The sequence below is a fragment of the Bartonella sp. MR168JLCBS genome (genome assembly GCF_042194175.1).
Genome location: NZ_JBHIMP010000001.1, coordinates 45,021 through 64,761 on the forward strand (window position 1 = coordinate 45,021; position 19,741 = coordinate 64,761).

Genomic DNA, 19,741 nt, shown 5'->3' on the forward strand with positions numbered 1-19,741 from the left:
AAGCAACACTACAAATAAAACAACATGGTACATTTTGTTACGGTGCTTTCAACATTTCATTACGATTAATGATTACACCTATGGAATAGATCATTACACCAATTGAAAAAAAGTCAATGAAGGTTCTATAAATAAGCATTTTGGGAAAAAGCCTTAAACAAAAGTGAAAGTTTAACCTATGATTGATTTGCAAGTTGGGGAAAACATTCTAAATAAACTCTTCAAGAGGTAAAGACTCTTGTCATAGAGTGAGTGCATATTGTAATTTATAATATAATAAGCAAGATGATGTGTTTTAGTTTGTAAGTCCACAGGTTGGATGATTTTCTTATGCTCGCTTAGAGTGTAAAATTCTTTCATTCAGCGTAGTGAAAATATTATTAAAACATTTGAAGATGCAAAGGGGAGAGCATCTTAGTGACGTAATCGGAATGGAGTGCTGGTATGGGTTGGACATGTGAACGCGTTGAGCTTCTTAAAAAGCTTTGGAGTGAAGGGTTAAGTGCAAGTCAAATTGCTGCTCAATTAGGTGGGGTCAGCAGAAACGCAGTCATCGGCAAAGTACACCGATTAAAGTTACCAGGACGCGGTAAGACAGCACAAGGAAGCGCGCGTACGCAAAAACCCCCCGTGGGAAGCAGCCCATCATCTCCACGTGTGCGTCGCAACACATCCACGGTATCGCCAATGAACACATCATCTGTAAGTATTGAAGAAACAGCTTTAAAGACAGAATTTGTAGCGGAAGATATAAAAGAAGTTGATATGTCCACAAAATCCAATGTAGTTGTGCCTATATCACGTCAACTTAATCTTTTACAATTGAGTGAAAATACATGTAGATGGCCGGTTGGCGATCCATTATCAGCAGATTTTCATTTTTGTGGTGCAGATTCTGATGAAAATAGCCCCTATTGTGCCTTTCATGCTAAGTTAGCATTTCAACCAATATCTGAAAGACGTCGGATAAGAGTGTAATATCCTCGATTGAATCTCATATTCTACACCTTCTGCGCTTCGTTATGAAATTTTAATTATCGAATTATTATGAGAAAGAAATTTAATAGAGCTTTTAATGAGTGAAAAAATTTCTTCATGAAACTATTCAACGAAATTGTATCTTTTGTGCTATTGCACAATTATGTGTTGTAAAGTTATATTCCTGTTTATTTCCAAGATCCTCTTTAATTTAGTTGTACTACTTTTAACACTATCCATAGCAATATCTTTTGAATAAGACAATTTCTCATGTTTTTATTCTTCGTGTATTTAATAGAGTAATGCTGTGGTTTATAAAAACAATTTATCGCGTTGCAACCTAAATGAGATCCATCAATATCTCTTTCATTTCAAGCCCTCTTATATTGAATCAATCAAAATCTTTCGTTTGGGCGTCACGAATGAGATGAGAACTGGGGAGAGTAAAAACACTTAAAGAAAAGCATGCCTTCTACAAATGCTTTCAAGTGCCAAGGGCTTCAAGAGTTGTTGCAACATTGGGAGCTAGCAAAGTGTGTGATGATGCCAGCTTGCTCTTTTATTAAGCATAAAGATAAGAGTCTTAATGGATTTATCGTTATACCCTTCACGGATGCCGTCGCAAAATAGGCTTGGATGCGTTGAGAAATGTTTCTTTAAAACAAGCCTGTGCATATATGCAATCCAATGTCATTCTGTTTTGCGTGAGGGATGTGCCCCATCAAAGAATGCGATAAATAAAAGCGTGAAGCAATACGTAGAATGTAAAATGATATATTTATAATTTTTTATAAAAAATTATAAATAAGGGGATATTGTATTCAAGGCTCTTACGAAATATACGAAAACTATAAATTATTACGTATAAATAAATATTAAACCTAGAACGACCACAATAACATCACTTTCCTTTTCCCGACACGAAACGGCGCAACCAAACATAAAGTGCACCTTCTCCGCCATGCTGACGCGCTGCTTGCTCAAACGCATAGACATAATATCGAAAAGCTGGTGTTGATAACCAATACGGAACAAATCTATACAAAGCTCCATCGCTCCCAACAGATCGTCCTTTTCCTGTAATCACAAGGACATAACGCAATCCTCTCTGCTGAGAGGATTGTAGAAAATTTTTTAAGAAAAAATAAGCTTCTTCCTGCATATAACCGTGGAGATCAAGGCGCGCCTCAAGAGGATAACGACCTTGGGAAATTTTACGATGTGCAACATGATCAAAGAAATGAATCTTTTGTACTTGTGTAACTGCCCTCTTTTCTTTTTTAATAAATGTCGAGGATTGTTGATTTTCCTGAGACAATGAAGAGATTTGAGTTACAGGCTGTTTTTTATCATTAATATTTGCAATAGTTTCTGAAGCAGAAGAGAGCATCTTACCGTGAAGCGGTGTTATCGTACGACAAACCATCTCCCATAAAAGGCGATCCTGTGAAGCCAATAAATCTCTTTTTTGTCTCCATTTACTTGAGGACATTTTAATTTCTCATAAATCATTGAATACTTATGGAAGAAAAACAAAAAGTATTTTAATTTTCATTTTCTGTAGCAAAAAGCTTCCAGTTTGGATCTGACGATAAACTATTGCGAACGAAAGTCCAAATATCCCTGATTTCTACAATAGCATCAGGATCACCGTCTATACGCTCACCCTGTTCATTATAAGTAACAGAAATCATCTCACTGACAATACGTATCGTTAAAAGTTCATCCTTTTCTTGTATTGCCGCCGCAACAAATTCGATCTTATTAATTCCAACAAAAGTGAACTCTATTCTCTCTTTATTTTTTTCTCGTTGCTCAATAGCCGTACAAAAGCTCTCAAAAACATCCTGACAAAGCAAGCTTTTAAGTTGATTGCGATCACCTTTGGCAAAAGCTGTTACAATCATTTCATAAGCAATTTGTGCACCTTTTATAAAAAATTGAGGAGAAAATTGAGGATCAATTTTATGCAATTCCCGCAAATTTTTATTCAAAATACTCCCCTCCGGTGAAATTTTATCAATTTCACTAAAGTCGTCTTTTTGTGAATTTTTCTGATGAGGGAACGAAACAATATTATCAGCCGTTTCTGCTTCAACCTGTTTTTTAGAACGACGCGAATAAGGATCAAAGGGGGGCTTTTCAAACCCAATTCGTTTCCCTAATACATTACGGAGTTGCACAAAAATAACAACCATAACAACAAGAGCTATGACAAGTATAACGTCAAATTCCATGGGCGCTGTCAATCTCCAAAGCTTAAATCTCTAATAAACATTGCAGTCAATACCATTTATCAATAAATATGTAAAATAAGGAATCCTACCATTCAAATATTTTTATAGATTTTATATTAAATGGAGTGCTCTTAAGAATTTCTCCCCACCTCATCCAGAAGGAAATTTGCATGTGATAAAACTTTATTCTATAAGTCCTCGTTTTTTTGTTGTTATCTTTCTTTGCATTCTTTTAATCGAGATCGCTGGTTTTATCTTTGTTGGTCAAGAAATTGGTATTTTGGCAACTTTGAGTTTGGTTATTCTCACAACCATAGTTGGGGTCGTTTTATTGCGAGTTCAAGGGTTTTGCCTTTTAAAAAACATACAAACTGAACTTATCCAAGGGCGTACATTAGAGAATAATATTATTAATGATGTTTTCATCATGTTTAGTGCAATTTTACTTATTCTTCCTGGCTTTGTAAGTGATCTCTTGGGAATATTACTTCTTATTAAACCAATTCGCTCTATTGTTTGGCATTTCTTTACATCATTACAAAACAAAATGAATCCCAATACTAAAAGAAAAAATGATGCTGAAAAAATAATTGATCTTAACGCAGAAGATTACACAATTCATGATACGACAGAATCTCCATGGCGCAAAAATGATGATAACCATTGAAATGCCTAAAAAATCTGTAACAAACTAAAAAAATATTCAAGATAAAGAGCGCATTTCTTGCAACCTTTTTCAAGGCGTGATAACCAATTTGGTCTTTAGATCTAAAATAAATATACATATTATAATGAGAGAGGTTCGTCGTATGGCCGAAGGTGAAATGAATAACAGTGGTGGAGAGCCGGTTTTTGCTGTATTAACTCAATATTTAAAAGATTTATCATTCGAAAACCCAGGTGCTCCTCGTTCATTGCGTACGCATGAAAAATCACCACAAATTGATATCAATATTAACGTCAATGCTAACCCAATTGGTGATGACAATTATGATGTCGTTTTGTCTCTCTCCGTCAAAGCCAATGATAATACTGAAATCTTATTTCATGTGGAACTGATTTACGGTGGTGTTTTCCACCTTGAAAACATTCCACAAGAACATGTTATGCCATTGGTCTTTATTGAATGTCCCCGTCTTTTATTTCCATTTGCTCGCCAAATTATATCTGATGCTACTCAAAATGGTGGTTTTCCACCTTTATGGATTGATCCTATTGATTTTGCAGCCCTCTTCCAAAAGCGTCTCGCCGAAGAACAAAAAGACAATCAAATACAGCCCTCTTAAAAAATTTATTCTTTTGCTATCATAAAGCCCCTTGATATATTATTGGTATATTAGGGGCTTTTTTCCTTTAGACGGCTTTTGCGGCATGATAAGCCGCGAGCATTGCAATATTGACCACATCTGTATCGTTTCCACTAAACGGTACAATTTGGACAGATTTTTCCAATCCAATTAAAATAGGACCAATGATGGTTGCTCCACCAAGTTCTTGTAACATTTTGCTTGCAATGGAAGACGCGTGATATCCAGGCATAACCAAAATGTTAGCGGGCTCTGTTAATCCCATAAATGGATATTGCTGCATCAATTTGGAATTGAGTGCTACATCAGCACTTATTTCTCCATCAAACTCAAAATCAACCTTGCGTTCATGCAAAATATTAATCGCATCCTGAATTTGCTGTGTGATTTGCCCTTTCATATAACCAAACGTAGAAAATGCTAAAAATGCTACCCGTGGTTGATATCCAAATCCACGTACAAACGAAGCGGTTTGTTCCGCTATATCCGCAAGTTCTTCAGCATTAGGATTTTCATAAACAGCTGTATCCGTAATAAACACAGTTCGTCCTCGGCAAATAGCCATTGAGATACCAATCAATCGTTCTTTTGGTTTTTCATCAATTGCACGACGTATATCGATCAGCGCTGTTTCATAATTGCGTGTCACCCCTGTAACCATTGCATCAGCATCTCCTAGTGCCACCATACACGCAGCAAAATAATTGCGATCATTATTGATACGACGATGACAATCACGCAACAGCCAACCTTGACGCTGCATCTTTTTATAAAGATAATTCGCATAATCATCTGTACGGCGAGAAAGCTTAGCATTCATAATAGAAATACCTTCACGCTCCAGATCAATTCCAGCGATAACAGCTGTTTCTCTTACTTGCTCTTCACGACCAACCAAAATCGCTTGTCCTAATTTTTGATGAACATAGGAAACGGCTGCCCGCATAATTTGCTCTTCTTCACCTTCTGCAAAGACAATTTGTTTTGGCGCTTGACGAACATGGTTATAAACCCCACGCATCATCGAAGAAGTAGGATCACGTCTCGCATTCAAATCGCGCTCATAGGCCTCTAAATCATCTATGTTCTTTTGCGCAACACCGCTTTCCATTGCTGCTTTTGCTACCGCTATTGAAACAACCGTCAATAAACGCGGATCAAAAGGAACAGGGATGATATAATTAGGACCAAATTTTAATCGCTTTCCACAATAAGCTTCTGCAACGCTGTCAGGCACTTCTTCATGCGCTAAATTGGCAAGAGCCTTTGCCGCAGCAATCTTCATTTCTTCATTAATAACTCTTGCACGCACATCAAGTGCACCACGAAATATATAAGGAAAGCAGAGAACATTATTAATCTGATTTGGATAATCGGAACGCCCTGTTGCGACAATGGCATCATGACGCACTTGCATAACCTCTTCCGGCGTAATTTCTGGATCGGGATTAGCCATAGCAAAAATGATCGGCTGTGGTGCCATAGATCTTACCATTTCAGGAGTAAGAGCACCTTTAGCAGAAACCCCAAAAAATATATCTGCACCTTCCATTGCTTCTATAAGCGTACGTTTATCTGTTTGAATAGCATGCGCAGATTTCCACTGATTCATTCCCTCTTTGCGACCTTCATAGACCACACCCTTTGTATCACATAATATGATATTTTCAGAACGAAAGCCCATCGCTTTAATCAGTTCAATACAAGCAATTCCTGCAGAACCAGCACCATTACAGACTAACCGCGTATTTTGCATATTGCGCCCTGTTAAAGTCAAAGCATTGAGAACACCAGCAGCAACAATAATTGCTGTACCATGTTGATCGTCGTGAAAAACAGGTATATTCATCACCTCGCGTAGGCGGCTTTCAATCATAAAGCACTCTGGCGCCTTAATGTCTTCAAGATTAATTCCACCAAAAGAAGGTTCTAAATGACGCACCAAATTGATAAAACTTTCTGTATCGTTTATATCAATTTCTAAATCAATGGAATCAATATCCGCAAAACGCTTAAACAGCACTGCTTTGCCTTCCATGACCGGCTTAGAGGCAAGAGCTCCTAAGTTGCCTAACCCTAAAATAGCTGTACCATTTGAAATAACAGCAACAAGATTGCCTTTTGCTGTATAATCGTAAGCTAGCGCTGGATTTTGAGCAATTGCCTTAACTGGAACTGCAACACCTGGTGAATAAGCAAGTGCTAAATCATGCTGTGTTGCCATAGACTTTGTTGCAACAATCTCAAGCTTTCCTGGTCGACCACGACTATGAAAATCTAGAGCTTCTCGTTCGCTCGCACTGTAAACAGTTTGAGACATTTTCTGATCCTGCTTGCTCTCTTTCATTTCACTTTATTTTCTCCAAAAACAGTGTAAATTTTGCTTGATAATGCGTATAGTCATTAAATTTGATTCATGTATTAGAACTCGCTATTCTTGCCTTAGCAAATCTGATGATGCGTTGCAATTTAGAGATAAATAGATATTGAAGTAAACAAAAAAGAGTAAAAACTTCACTTAAAGGAAACAGGCCTCGTACAAATGGATAAAAAAGACAACCATAAAAATAATTTAATTCCACAGCCTGCCTCCTCATCTGCTTCCTCTCAAGAACGTCTGACACCTATGATGGAGCAGTACATAGAAATCAAAGCCGTACATCATGATTCCCTTCTCTTTTACCGAATGGGGGATTTTTATGAATTATTTTTTAATGATGCGATTGAAGCTGCTCAGGCTTTAGGAATCACACTCACAGCACGCGGAAAACATTTAGGACAAGATATTCCTATGTGCGGTGTTCCCGTTCATGCTGCTGATGATTATTTACAAAAACTGATTGCTTGTGGTTACCGAGTTGCTGTTTGTGAACAAATAGAAGATCCTGCTGAAGCAAAAAAACGTGGCTCAAAATCTGTTGTTCGGCGTGATGTTGTTCGCCTTGTAACACCTGGAACGATAACAGAAGAAAAACTCCTTGATCCAACACGCGCAAATTATTTGATGACACTTTCCCGTATAAAAACAAGCGATGGAGAGGAATTTGCTCTTTCTTGGATTGATATCTCAACAGGCATATTTCGTGTAACAGAAAGCCGCCAAGAAAAACTTTTGGCAGATATTATGCGTGTGGATCCACAAGAAATCATTGTTGCTGATTCATTCTTTCATGATAAATCTCACAAATCACTTTTTAATGTTCTTGATCGTATCGTTTCACCTCAACCTGCTTGTCTCTTTGATGCACTGACCGCTGAACGCGATATTTGCAATTATTTTAAACTCTCAACTCTTGAAGGCGTTGCCGATTATTCACGTTCCGAACTCTCTGCAATTGTAGCTGCTATTCGTTATATCGAAAAAACACAAATCACGCATCGTCCTCCCCTCATGCAGCCTGAGCGCCAAAATGAAAGTGCGACTCTTTTTATTGATGCCGCAACCAGATTAAGCCTTGAACTTATTCGTACGACATCAGGTCAACGGGATGGAAGTTTATTAAAAGCTATTGATCGCACTGTAACAGGAGGAGGATCACGCCTTCTCATCGATCGCCTTATTGCTCCCCTCACCACTCCTTCGGCTATTGATACGCGTTTGGATTCTATCGATTTTTTTCTACGTAATCCTTCTCTTGCAGAAGCGATAAAGCTTATTTTAAAAGGGGGACCAGATATGCCCCGCGCCGTTTCACGTTTGGCTCTTGGACGAGGAGGTCCCCGTGATATGGCGACAATCCAGCGCGGCTTTGAAATCATTCGTGAATTGCATCAACTTCTTAATAATGAGCTTCTGCCTCAAGAAATAAGTGATGTACAACAGGTGTTCTCAAACTTACCCACAGCGTTATACTTTCATTTAGAACAAGCATTAGCTGATGATCTCCCACTCCTTAAACGTGATGGTGGTTTTATTCGTTCAAATTATCATAAAGAGCTCGATGAAATGCGTGCTTTACGTGATGAATCGCGCCGTGTCATTGCTGAACTTCAAGCGCAATATGCCCAAGAAACAGATATTAAAACGCTTAAAATAAAGCATAATAATATTCTAGGTTATTTCATTGAAGTAACCAGTACACAAGCATCTGCTCTTACAAATAATCCACAAGCTAAAGCACGTTTTATTCATCGGCAAACAATGGCAAACGCTATGCGTTTTACAACAACAGAGCTTGCTGACCTTGAAAGCCGTATTGCCCATGCTGCCAATCACGCATTGACACTTGAACTAGAGATTTTTGATATTCTCGTTCAGGAAATTACCGAACAAGTTGATTTTATTCGTAAAGCCTCTGAAGCACTTGCTATTTTAGATGTCTCTGTCGCCTTAGCATATCTTGCTGAAGAACAAGGCTATTGCCGACCTAAAATTGATCTTTCACTTACCTTCCATATCACAGCAGGACGCCATCCTGTCGTCGAGCAAGCACTCCGCAAACAAGCAGCAGAACCTTTTATTGCCAATAATTGTGATCTCTCTGTGCAAGAAAATCAGCAATATGCAGCAATCTGGCTGTTGACAGGGCCTAATATGGGAGGAAAATCAACTTTTTTGCGGCAAAATGCTCTTATTGCTATTATGGCGCAAATGGGGTCCTTCGTTCCAGCGACTTCAGCACATATTGGTATTGTTGACCGCCTATTTAGTCGTGTTGGGGCTTCCGATGATCTTGCACGGGGGCGCTCAACCTTTATGATGGAAATGGTTGAAACAGCAACAATTCTCAATCATGCTAGCCACCATTCCCTTGTTATTCTTGATGAAATAGGACGTGGGACATCAACCTTTGATGGACTTTCTATTGCTTGGGCTGCTGTTGAATATCTCCATGAAGTTAACCATTGTCGTGCTATTCTCGCTACCCATTTTCATGAAATGACTGCACTTACCGAAAAACTTGACAGACTGCATAATGTAACCATGAAAGTCAAAAATTGGGATGGTGATGTAGTTTTTCTTCATGAGGTCACACCAGGAGCTGCTGACCGTTCCTATGGTGTACAAGTCGCAAAGCTTGCTGGACTTCCCCCAGCCGTTATTACACGAGCAACAGATGTACTCCATCAATTAGAACAAAGTGAAATGGCTGGAAAAGGGCATAAACTCATTGATGATTTACCACTCTTTTCTCTTAAAGCAACATCTCCCGTCAATGAAGCAAGAAACAAACATTGTGTACTTCACGAAGCTTTAAAAAATATCCATCCCGATGAACTCTCTCCTAAACAAGCTTTAGAAGCAATTTACCACCTCAAACAGCTTGAAAAGAATAACCTCTTATAGAAAACGGATGTTATTTTTTATTAAAAAGCTTTCTTAAGAGGAGATAAAGTATCACTTTTTGATATGCCACAGCACAAACTGTTGTTTACCGTATTCCCATCGCTTTTCTACACAATATATTTTGATAAGTGTAATGCATATAGAGGCAAAATCCTATGCATTATATTCCATATTTCCTTAGATCAATATTGGCCCGTAGACAAAAAATTAGTCAATATCGACTATTTTTACAAGATAGTCGTTTTTTGTGAAGATTGTCATGAAATCTCCTCCACCTTGCAAATACGCAATATTTAATGAATTATGCTTTTTCACAATCAATATTATTGTTATCATAGCAACAGTTTTAGTTTAAAGCTGTCGGTGTTGGGATGCCACCCCATTTTGCATAATAAATTCATGGATGATGGGTCTCGTATTTTCTTCACATTTTAAGTTATAAAAAGCTCTTTTACTGTTTTCATATGAACCATATAATCAGATATATCACAGCAGCATTTTATTTTCCTAAACATCCTTTGAACTCCTTCCCACACCTCAAAGGATAAAGATTTTCATTCACATCAAGTCTGCAAACAGTCTAGATTCTAAGGGATTTACCTTGACTTCCTTCATGTGATTCACTTAAACCCAAAGCTTGATAAACAAGTCTAAGAATATTCACCACACACTTAAAAAACACTTAATATATTAAGGAAGATGCCGTATATCACAGCCCTAAATGACAGTGTTTTTACGGTACAAAAAGATAATGCCACCAGTACAATAAATATCTTTCATAAATATAAGAACAGGAAATCGTAATTTCGTATAAAATTGAAATATGATATGAAGCGTAATCATACCATATCTATCTTTATCTGTCTTACATAGCTGCTGAAATAAGCAATCCGCAGCAGCTTTTAGTTGTATTGATAGCTTTTTAATCATACTTATCATGGCTCGAAATATTCTGATAAGTTCATAAACTCATAAAATAATTAGCTTAGAATATCGTGTAAAAGATGCAAAAAAAATCAGAATACTATCTCTCTTTTATAAGACGCGTCATTCATCTCATTAAATATTACGTACTGCACCCTTTGCAGCAGATGTGGTCATCGCTGCATAGGCTTTGAGAGCCTTTGAAACTTTACGCTGACGCTTCTCAATCGGTTGCCAAGCACCTTTTCCTTTTGCTTCCATCTTAGCACGGCGCTGCTTCATCTCAACGTCATCCACCAACATATGAATTCTACGATTTGGAATATCAATTTCTATGATATCCCCCTCCTCCACCAACGCAATTTCTCCTCCTTCAGCAGCTTCTGGTGAAATATGTCCTATCGAGAGCCCTGAACTTCCCCCTGAAAAACGTCCATCCGTAACAAGTGCACAAACCTTGCCCAATCCTTTAGATTTGAGATAACTTGTTGGATAAAGCATTTCTTGCATTCCAGGTCCACCACGTGGACCTTCATAACGGATTAAAACAATTTCACCTATTTTAATCTTATCAGTTAATATAGCTGAAACAGCTGAATCTTGGCTTTCAAAAATTCTTGCCGGACCTTTAAAAGTTAAAATTGATTGATCAACGCCTGCTGTTTTTACAATACAGCCATCTTTTGCAAGATTTCCATAAAGAACTGCCAATCCTCCATCTTGTGAATATGCATGTTCCCTATCGCGAATCACACCTTTTTCACGATCAAGATCAAGGGTCTCATAGCGACAAGATTGGCTAAAAGCTGTCTGTGTTGGAATACCACCAGGAGCAGCACGATAAAATGTACGGACTGTTGGTTCATTAGTTTGTTTCACATCCCAACGGTAAAGAGCTTCTTTCATTGTTTTTGCATGAACCGTATAAGTTGACGTATCAATGAGTCCCGCCGCATCCAGTTCGCCTAAAAGCCCCATAATACCACCAGCGCGATGAACATCTTCCATATGTACATTCGCAACAGCAGGAGCAACCTTACATAAAACAGGAACACGACGTGAAAGATGATCAATATCCGTCATGGTAAAATCCACCTCACCTTCTTGCGCCGCGGCTAAAAGATGCAGTACCGTATTGGTTGATCCCCCCATAGCAATATCAACGGTCATTGCATTTTCAAAAGCCTTGCGTGAAGCAATAGAGCGGGGCAAAACTGTTTCATCATCTTTTTCATAATAACGTTTAACCAATGCAACAATCTGTTTTCCAGCTTCTTCAAAAAGCATCCGTCGATCTGCATGTGTTGCTAACATTGATCCATTTCCGGGAAGCGAAAGCCCCAATGCTTCCGTTAAGCAATTCATGGAGTTGGCTGTAAACATTCCTGAACAAGAACCACATGTAGGACAAGCAGCACGCTCCATTTCAGCAACTTCTTCTTCTGAATTCTGTTCTGAAGCTGCTGCAACCATGGCATCGACCAAATCAACCCTTAGATCTTGATCCTTCCATTTAATCTTACCTGCTTCCATAGGACCGCCTGAAACAAAGATTGTCGGAATATTCAACCGTAAAGCAGCCATTAACATACCAGGCGTAATTTTGTCACAATTAGAAATACAGACAAGTGCATCCGCACAATGTGCATTAACCATGTACTCTACAGAATCAGCAATGATTTCACGTGAGGGCAAAGAATAGAGCATTCCATCGTGCCCCATCGCAATTCCATCATCTACAGCAATGGTATTAAATTCTTTCGCAACACCACCGGCAACCGCTATCTGTTGTGCGACTAATTGCCCAAGATCTTTTAAATGGACATGCCCTGGTACAAATTGTGTAAAAGAATTCGCAATCGCAATAATGGGTTTACCAAAATCAGTATCTTTCATCCCTGTTGCACGCCAAAGTCCGCGGGCTCCTGCCATATTACGCCCGTGGGTCGATATTCTTGAACGGTAAGAAGGCATTATTTTTTTCCCCTCAAATAATTCCATTTTGCTTGTTGTGCTGTAACTTCATTATAAAAACAAGAGCTTTAATATTCAAAAGAGAAAAATACCTTGTACTGAGGCATTTGAAGCACAAAATTAAAAGCTCTGCATAAACTTTTTCATAAAGCCTTTGTTTTTTTATTACCTGTTAATCAACATCTAATCCCTGTGCAATTCCACGTTTGAGACAAATATCAAAACGCTTCAGTGTGGCACGAACTGTACCAGATTTTTGTATGCCAGATTTGGTAAGTATATTGCATCTATCTGTTTGCGTAATTTCTGGAACAAGAAGACAGCCTAATTTGGAAAGAATATAAAGGCATCATGGTAAAAATCTATCATCTCCTTACAATTCAGCTTTACATCTTTCAAAAGCATTCATAGCAATATCTTTTAAATAACGATGACGCATTATATCATGCTTTTGTTTTTATACTCTTCAATGGAGCTACTCTCCTCACGAAGAACAGAAAACCCCAAACAAAATACACTTGTATAGCCTTCATGTACTCATTTTAAAGAAACATCTTTCAATGCACACTCGAGCCTATTTCACGATAGCGCCTATGAATGGTATAAAAGTTCCCGTGAATAATATAAATCTATAGGGGACATCTTCACACTTATGAAGAAGCAAACTGACACCATCATACATTTTTCTCATCCCCAATATTGCCAACATCCTTGCTAATTAAGACAATTCACAAGAGATATTTTTATTCCTTTCTTAGATATTTTTATTCCTTTCTTCAAGTGTTTTTATCCACACGGCTCTCCCTGCGTGTGACATACAAGCAAGTGACTTTAATTGTTTTAATACAAGAGGATTTCAAATGAGAGAACCTTATGATATTCGGGACTCTCATTCCAGTTGTAAAAATTAATTATGAATATAAACCTATACTTATCTCATTATAACTCACATTACACCCTTTACGAAAAAACAGATAGAATTTATAAAGAGTACAGCGTTTTCTCGTAAGGTAATCTAGTGCAGAGTTACAATTTGTAGTTCATGCTCATTGGCTCCAGCAAGGGCGATAGAACGCTCATCGGATAAAATGATAGGATAACCTGTTTCACCAAAGAGAGCCCATATCGTAATTCCTGGGGTCATTGGTGGAAGATCTGGAAAGTTTTTAGCCAGATCATCTGTACAAACTTTTTTTAAATAGGCAATCTGTCCCGCATCAGAGTAGGATGTGTTCTGAAACGACAAGTTTTGTTTATGTTCTCCCATTTCACTGTTCCTTTACGCCTTAACTTTTATGACTCACCACTACTGACTTTAATTGGAATCTGTTTTATTTCTTTTTTTAATTTTGGTTGATACAGATTAATTGATAAAAGACCATTTTTCAACTCTGCATTTGTAACATGCATCCCTTCCGCGAGAACAAAGGTTCGCTGGAATTGTCGCGCAGCTATACCGCGATATAAATATTGATGATTTTGGTTGTCCGTTTGTTTACCATGAATAACCAATTGATTATCATCGAGCAAAATATTAAGATGGTTAATCTTAAATCCAGCAACAGCCAAAGTTATCCGGATATGATTTGCATCATCATTTTTATGCAAACGTTCAATGTTATAGGCTGGGTAAGCCTCATCAGCTTTACCGATACGTTGCAATATTTTTTCTACGGTTTCAAACCCTAAAAGAAAGGGATTGGAGAAAGGCGTCACATGTGTCATTCATGAGTATCCTCTTTAAAACGGCTTTACTTGACCAAACTCTATAAAAGTGTTCGCTGCATTCCTCTCATATGGCGAGCGTGAATGATAACTTCAAGAGAGAAGATTTAAGAGAGTTCAATGCCTCAAGGTACCATAAAATTGTCAAAAGTGCGAAATTTATCTGGTATATTATATAATGAAAATGAAATTGCAGAAATATTTCGCCGTTTTTCTGTGCAACGCCCAGCGCCTAAGAGTGATCTTATCTATACAAATATTTTTACGCTTTTGGTTGCCGTTGTGCTTTCGGCTCAAGCGACAGATGTAAGCGTTAATAAAGCGACAAAAGAATTATTTCGCCTTGCTGATCAACCGGAAAAAATGGTTGCATTAGGAGAAGAAGAAATAGCACATCATATCCGTTCAATTGGTCTTTGGCGAGCAAAAGCACGCAATGTTTATGCACTTTGTAACTGTTTAATTGATTGTTATGGCGGTCAAGTACCTGATACGCGTGAAGCACTTATGTCCCTTCCTGGAGTGGGGCGCAAAACGGCTAATGTTGTTTTGAATGTTGCTTTTGGTCAGCCTACATTGGCAGTAGATACACATATTTTTCGCTTAAGCAATCGTCTTGGTTTAGCGCCTGGCAAAACACCAGAGATTGTTGAGAAAAAATTATTAAAGATTATACCAATCCATTATCTTCGTCATGCGCATCATTGGCTGATTTTACATGGACGCTATGTTTGCCAAGCACGTAAAGCACAATGTAGGCAATGCATTATTGCTGATCTATGTAAAGCAGCTATCAAAACAAATGCTATTCCGGCACCTTTAGTTGAGCTTCAAGGCAATGGAGCTCCGATTTTTTTGTAATACGGTCTTGCTATTTTGTGTATAGTGGCTTATGGAAACACTATTAGAACTGCCCGGCAGGGCATGCCGTGGCTGTTTAAATGCTTGTTCAAGCGTTGGTCCGCTTGAGTGAATAAAATGTTTGATTGAATAAATTAATGTACGGAGTAGCAAAATGCCCAAGATGAAGACCAAATCATCCGCTAAAAAGCGGTTTAAAATCACTGCGTCAGGCAAAATTAAAGTAGCAGCTGCCGGTAAGCGCCACGGTATGATTAAGCGTTCGAATAAATTTATTCGCGATGCACGTGGAACAATGGTTTTGTGTGAACAAGATGCTAAAAAAGTCATTCAGCATTATTTGCCGAATGGTGTTTAAACCTTACGCTTTTGATTTTGAGGAGATTATAATATGGCACGTGTGAAAAGAGGTGTGACAGCACACGCTAAGCACAAAAAAGTTCTTAAACAGGCTGAAGGTTTTTACGGTCGTCGTAAAAATACCATTCGTGCAGCTAAAGCAGCAGTTGATCGTTCAAAGCAATACGCTTATCGTGATCGCAAAAATAGGAAACGTACTTTCCGTTCTTTGTGGATTCAGAGAATTAATGCAGCTGTTCGCGCAGAAGGTTTAACTTATGGACGTTTTATTGATGGCTTATCAAAAGCCGGTATTGAGGTTGATCGTAAGGTTCTTTCAGACATAGCAATCCACGAAGCAGAAGCATTTTCTGCTTTAGTAGCTTCGGCAAAAAAGGCTTTGGAATATTTAAAAGATACGACACCTAATGCTTTTGAAGGCGCTGTCAAGTAAGCCAGTCGTGTTCTCTTAAAGCATTTATTTATTCGAGGTCCCGTGCTGGCTGTTGCGAGTGCGGGTTTTTTTTTATTAAAAAATAGGCAAAAATATGAACGATATTGAGCGTCTGGAACAAGAAATTTGTTTAGCCTTAGAGGCAGCGGGTGATGAACAGGCACTTGAAGCAGTGCGTATTGCAGCATTGGGTAAAAAAGGTAGCATCTCTGAAAAATTAAAAGCATTAGGGAAGATGGATGCTAGCGAGCGCCATAAAGTTGGACCAGTTCTTAATGGATTAAAAAATCGTATTTTAGAATTATGGGCGCAAAAGCGTGATATTCTGAAAAGACAGGCAATGGATACCCGTCTTTCTCGTGAAACGGTTGATGTTACCTTGCCTGTTCGCTCTTCACCTATAGAACGGGGACGCATTCATCCTATTTCACAGGTTATTGAGGAAATTATTGCCATTTATACGAAGTTGGGTTTTTCTCTTGCAGAGGGACCTGATATTGAAACAGATTATTACAATTTTACGGCATTGAATTTTCCTGAAGGGCATCCCGCACGCGAAATGCATGATACCTTCTTTTTTGATGTCAATAAAATGGGAGAACGAAAGTTGTTGCGGACCCATACATCACCCGTACAAATTCGCACACTAGAAAAACAAAAAGCACCGATACGGATCATTATTCCTGGAAAAACTTACCGCATGGATTCGGATGCGACGCATTCGCCCATGTTCCATCAGGTAGAAGGTCTTGTCATTGATAAAACCTCCACCATTGCCCATATGATGTGGCTACATGAAACCTTTTGTAAAGCATTTTTTGAAGTTCCCTCTGTAAAAATGCGTTTTCGTCCTTCTTTTTTCCCTTTTACCGAACCATCTATGGAAGTGGATATTCAATGTGATCGCTCTGGTTCAGAAGTAAAATTCGGAGAAGGACAGGATTGGTTGGAAATTTTAGGATGCGGAATGGTGCATCCTCATGTGTTGAAAAATGTTGGTTTAGATCCCGATGAATATCAAGGCTTTGCATGGGGAATGGGCATTGACCGTATTGCCATGTTGAAATACGGTATGCCTGATTTACGAGCTTTTTTTGATGCTGATCTGCGTTGGTTAGACCATTATGGCTTTCGTTGCTTTGATATGCCTGCTTTTTTTCCTAATAGAAATATGTGATCTTAGTCATCGCTTTCATGTGAGGTTTTAAAATGAAATTTACATTGTCGTGGTTAAAAGATCACTTAGAGACAAGTGCATCTTTGGATGAAATTTGTGAGAAACTAACAGCTATAGGTCTTGAGGTTGATTACGTTGATGATCGGTCTTCTTTAAAAGGTTTTGTGATTGCAAAAGTTTTAACAGCAATAAAGCATCCTGATGCAGATAAACTCCAGATTCTGTCCGTCGATACAGGGACTTCTACACCTGTTCAAGTTGTCTGTGGAGCACCAAATGCGCGTGCAGGTCTTGTTGGTGTTCTGGCACTACCAGGCACTTATATTTCAGGACTCGATGCGACATTATCTGTAGGAAAAATCCGCGGTGTTGAAAGTTTTGGGATGATGTGTTCGCAAGCGGAGCTTGAATTATCAAATGAACATGACGGGATTATCGAACTTCCAGAAGATGCACCTATTGGAGATTCATTTGCAACTTATGCTGGTTTAGATGATCCGATCATTGATATTGGTTTGACCCCCAATCGCTCTGATTGTACAGGTGTTCGTGGTATTGCCCGTGATCTTGCTGCCGCTGGAATGGGAAAATTAAAAGAATTATCCTTGTCAAAATTTGAGCCTTCCTTTGAAACACCTCTCGATGTTTCATTAGATTTTTCGCAAGATTCATCATTATGTTTAGGTTTTGCTTGGCGTGAAGTGCGCAATGTTCAAAATGGTGCATCACCTCAGTGGATGCAACAGCGTTTGAATGCAATTGGTTTGAGACCGATTAATGCGCTTGTTGATATGACCAATTACATAAGTTTTGACCTTGGTCGTCCACTCCATGTTTTTGATGCGGATAAAATTAAAGGTAATTTGTGTGTACGTTGTGCTCGTGAGGGAGAACAGCTTCAAGCACTGAACGGAAAAATCTATCATTTGGACGCTAAGAATTGTGCCATTTCAGATGAAGAGGGGATTGTTTCGATTGCCGGTATCATGGGCGGTGAAAGAACGAGTTGTGATGAGACAACACGTCGCGTTATTATTGAATCAGCGCTTTGGGATGCGCAAAGCATTGCACAAACAGGAAGAGCATTAGGTCTTATCAGTGATGCACGTTATCGATTTGAACGAGGTGTTGATCCGGCTTTTATAGAAACAGGGCTTGAGATTGCAACAGAATTGGTCTTACGTCTTTGTGGTGGTGAAGTATCTAAGAAGAGGATCGTTGGCTATCAGCAACAAGAAATCAAACAGATCGCTTTTCCTTTTTCTGAAATTAAACGTTTAACAAATTTGGAAATAGAACCTGAAAAAGTCATCTCTATTTTAACAAAACTTGGATTTTTCGTTGAAGGAAAAGGAGATGTCGTTACAGTAAAAGTACCATCATGGCGCCCTGATATTATGGGGAAAGCCGATTTGGTGGAAGAAGTCATGAGGATTTATGGGCTAGATAAAATTAAACCTATTCCTTTGGAAAACTTCGCAGAAGGAAAAGATCAAACTTTAACATGCGCACAAATTCGTTCACGTGCTACACGTTTGGCTTTAGTGCAACGTGGTATGAAAGAAGCGGTAACATGGTCTTTTATTTCTGAAAATCAAGCTCTTGCTTTTGGAGGAGGTCAAGAAGAGCTTAAATTGGTTAATCCTATTGCTGCTGATATGTCAATGATGCGTCCTTCCCTTTTACCTGGTTTGATTATGGCGGCACAGAGAAATGCTGATCGTGGTTTTCCAGATCTTGCTTTGTTTGAAGTTTCCAATATTTATGAAGGCGATACCCCTGATAAACAACACCGTGTTGTTAGTGGGATTCGTCGCGGAACAGAGCAATTTAAAGGGGCTGGTCGTTTTTGGAATGGAAATGCAACCGTCGTTGATGTTTTTGATGCCAAAGCAGATGCTTTAGCTATTTTAGAAGCATGCGATATGGATGTTGGGAAAGTGCAGATTGAAGTAGGAGCGCCCGATTGGTATCATCCTGGTCGTTCAGGTGTCATAAAACTTGGATCAAAGATTATTCTTGGTTTTTTTGGTGTTTTTCATCCTGCTACATTAGAAAAGTTAGATGTTAGTGGCCCTTTATGCGGTTTTGAAATTTTTCTAGACAGAATTCCAGAATCAAAGAAAAAAACGACCAAAAGCCGTCTTCCTTTGAAACTCTCACCTTTTCAAATGGTGCGGCGTGATTTTGCCTTTATAGCGGATAAAACTGTTGCCTCTTCTCTTATTATTCGTGCGGCAAGTGGAGCCGATAAAAAACTTATTCATTCAGTGCAGATTTTTGATATTTTTGAAGATTTAAGCTTTGGCGAAGATAAAAAATCTGTTGCAATTGAAGTAACTATTCAGCCCATAGAACGGACTCTAACAGATGAAGATTTAGAAAAGCTTGCCTTAAAGATCGTGGATAATGTTACCAAAATGACAGGTGCATATTTGCGCTACTGAGTATTCTCATTTTTTATGAGATATTTTACAT

Annotated in this window: 15 protein-coding genes; 9 read left to right on the top strand and 6 right to left on the bottom strand. The window is 38.5% G+C overall.

Annotated elements, in window-relative coordinates; all coding sequences use genetic code 11:
* Positions 1 to 444 precede the first annotated feature (444 nt).
* Positions 445 to 978: a GcrA family cell cycle regulator gene (locus ACFIK8_RS00185; RefSeq protein ID WP_375635425.1), complete on the top strand. Its 534-nt coding sequence runs from the start codon at positions 445 to 447 to the stop codon at positions 976 to 978.
* Positions 979 to 1,879: 901 nt separating this feature from the next.
* On the opposite strand, the gene ACFIK8_RS00190 is transcribed toward ACFIK8_RS00185, so the two are convergent.
* Both ACFIK8_RS00190 and ACFIK8_RS00195 read right to left on the bottom strand, forming a co-directional pair.
* Positions 1,880 to 2,470, bottom strand: a complete 591-nt coding sequence (locus tag ACFIK8_RS00190) for a Smr/MutS family protein (RefSeq protein ID WP_375668824.1) — start codon at positions 2,468 to 2,470, stop codon at positions 1,880 to 1,882.
* A 52-nt stretch (positions 2,471 to 2,522) separates the two neighbouring features.
* On the bottom strand, positions 2,523 to 3,215 hold the full coding sequence (locus tag ACFIK8_RS00195) for a Tim44/TimA family putative adaptor protein (RefSeq protein WP_012754525.1): 693 nt from the start codon (positions 3,213 to 3,215) through the stop codon (positions 2,523 to 2,525).
* Between the two features lie 172 nt (positions 3,216 to 3,387).
* Between ACFIK8_RS00195 and ACFIK8_RS00200 the strand changes: the two genes are divergently transcribed.
* Positions 3,388 to 3,882, top strand: a complete 495-nt coding sequence (locus ACFIK8_RS00200) for an FxsA family protein (protein ID WP_375635424.1) — start codon at positions 3,388 to 3,390, stop codon at positions 3,880 to 3,882.
* 142 nt (positions 3,883 to 4,024) lie between these two features.
* Positions 4,025 to 4,501: a protein-export chaperone SecB gene (secB, locus tag ACFIK8_RS00205; protein ID WP_375635423.1), complete on the top strand. Its 477-nt coding sequence runs from the start codon at positions 4,025 to 4,027 to the stop codon at positions 4,499 to 4,501.
* A gap of 67 nt (positions 4,502 to 4,568) precedes the next feature.
* On the opposite strand, the gene ACFIK8_RS00210 is transcribed toward secB, so the two are convergent.
* Positions 4,569 to 6,869 carry an NADP-dependent malic enzyme gene (locus ACFIK8_RS00210; RefSeq protein WP_375668826.1) on the bottom strand — a complete coding sequence of 767 codons (2,301 nt, stop codon included), beginning with the start codon at positions 6,867 to 6,869 and terminating at the stop codon, positions 4,569 to 4,571.
* A gap of 195 nt (positions 6,870 to 7,064) precedes the next feature.
* On the opposite strand from ACFIK8_RS00210, the gene mutS reads away from it, so the two are divergent.
* The gene (gene mutS, locus ACFIK8_RS00215; protein ID WP_375655611.1) at positions 7,065 to 9,809 is read left to right on the top strand and encodes a DNA mismatch repair protein MutS; all 2,745 of its coding nucleotides are present in this window, start codon (positions 7,065 to 7,067) and stop codon (positions 9,807 to 9,809) included.
* A gap of 1,059 nt (positions 9,810 to 10,868) precedes the next feature.
* Here mutS and ilvD read toward each other — a convergent pair.
* From ilvD to ACFIK8_RS00230, 3 genes are all read right to left on the bottom strand, one after another.
* Complete coding sequence (gene ilvD / locus ACFIK8_RS00220) at positions 10,869 to 12,707, bottom strand: dihydroxy-acid dehydratase (RefSeq protein ID WP_375627959.1); 1,839 nt, start codon at positions 12,705 to 12,707, stop codon at positions 10,869 to 10,871.
* Positions 12,708 to 13,722: 1,015 nt separating this feature from the next.
* On the bottom strand, positions 13,723 to 13,974 hold the full coding sequence (locus tag ACFIK8_RS00225) for a DUF1150 domain-containing protein (protein ID WP_012754519.1): 252 nt from the start codon (positions 13,972 to 13,974) through the stop codon (positions 13,723 to 13,725).
* Between the two features lie 26 nt (positions 13,975 to 14,000).
* Positions 14,001 to 14,432, bottom strand: a complete 432-nt coding sequence (locus tag ACFIK8_RS00230; protein ID WP_012754518.1) for an Hsp20 family protein — start codon at positions 14,430 to 14,432, stop codon at positions 14,001 to 14,003.
* 120 nt (positions 14,433 to 14,552) lie between these two features.
* Here ACFIK8_RS00230 and nth point away from each other — a divergent pair, with 120 nt between their 5' ends.
* From nth to pheT, 5 genes are all read left to right on the top strand, one after another.
* A complete protein-coding gene (nth, locus tag ACFIK8_RS00235; protein WP_375635420.1) occupies positions 14,553 to 15,293 on the top strand; it encodes an endonuclease III in 741 nt (246 codons plus the stop codon).
* A 154-nt stretch (positions 15,294 to 15,447) separates the two neighbouring features.
* On the top strand, positions 15,448 to 15,651 hold the full coding sequence (gene rpmI, locus ACFIK8_RS00240) for a 50S ribosomal protein L35 (RefSeq protein WP_273722445.1): 204 nt from the start codon (positions 15,448 to 15,450) through the stop codon (positions 15,649 to 15,651).
* Positions 15,652 to 15,684: 33 nt separating this feature from the next.
* Positions 15,685 to 16,086, top strand: coding sequence for a 50S ribosomal protein L20 (gene rplT, locus ACFIK8_RS00245; RefSeq protein ID WP_375635419.1), 402 nt, complete (start codon positions 15,685 to 15,687; stop codon positions 16,084 to 16,086).
* Between the two features lie 94 nt (positions 16,087 to 16,180).
* Positions 16,181 to 17,263 (top strand): phenylalanine--tRNA ligase subunit alpha, encoded by a 1,083-nt coding sequence (pheS, locus tag ACFIK8_RS00250; RefSeq protein ID WP_375652583.1) that lies wholly within the window; start codon positions 16,181 to 16,183, stop codon positions 17,261 to 17,263.
* Positions 17,264 to 17,295: 32 nt separating this feature from the next.
* Complete coding sequence (gene pheT / locus ACFIK8_RS00255; protein WP_375668828.1) at positions 17,296 to 19,710, top strand: phenylalanine--tRNA ligase subunit beta; 2,415 nt, start codon at positions 17,296 to 17,298, stop codon at positions 19,708 to 19,710.
* The last annotated feature ends 31 nt before the right edge of the window (positions 19,711 to 19,741 follow it).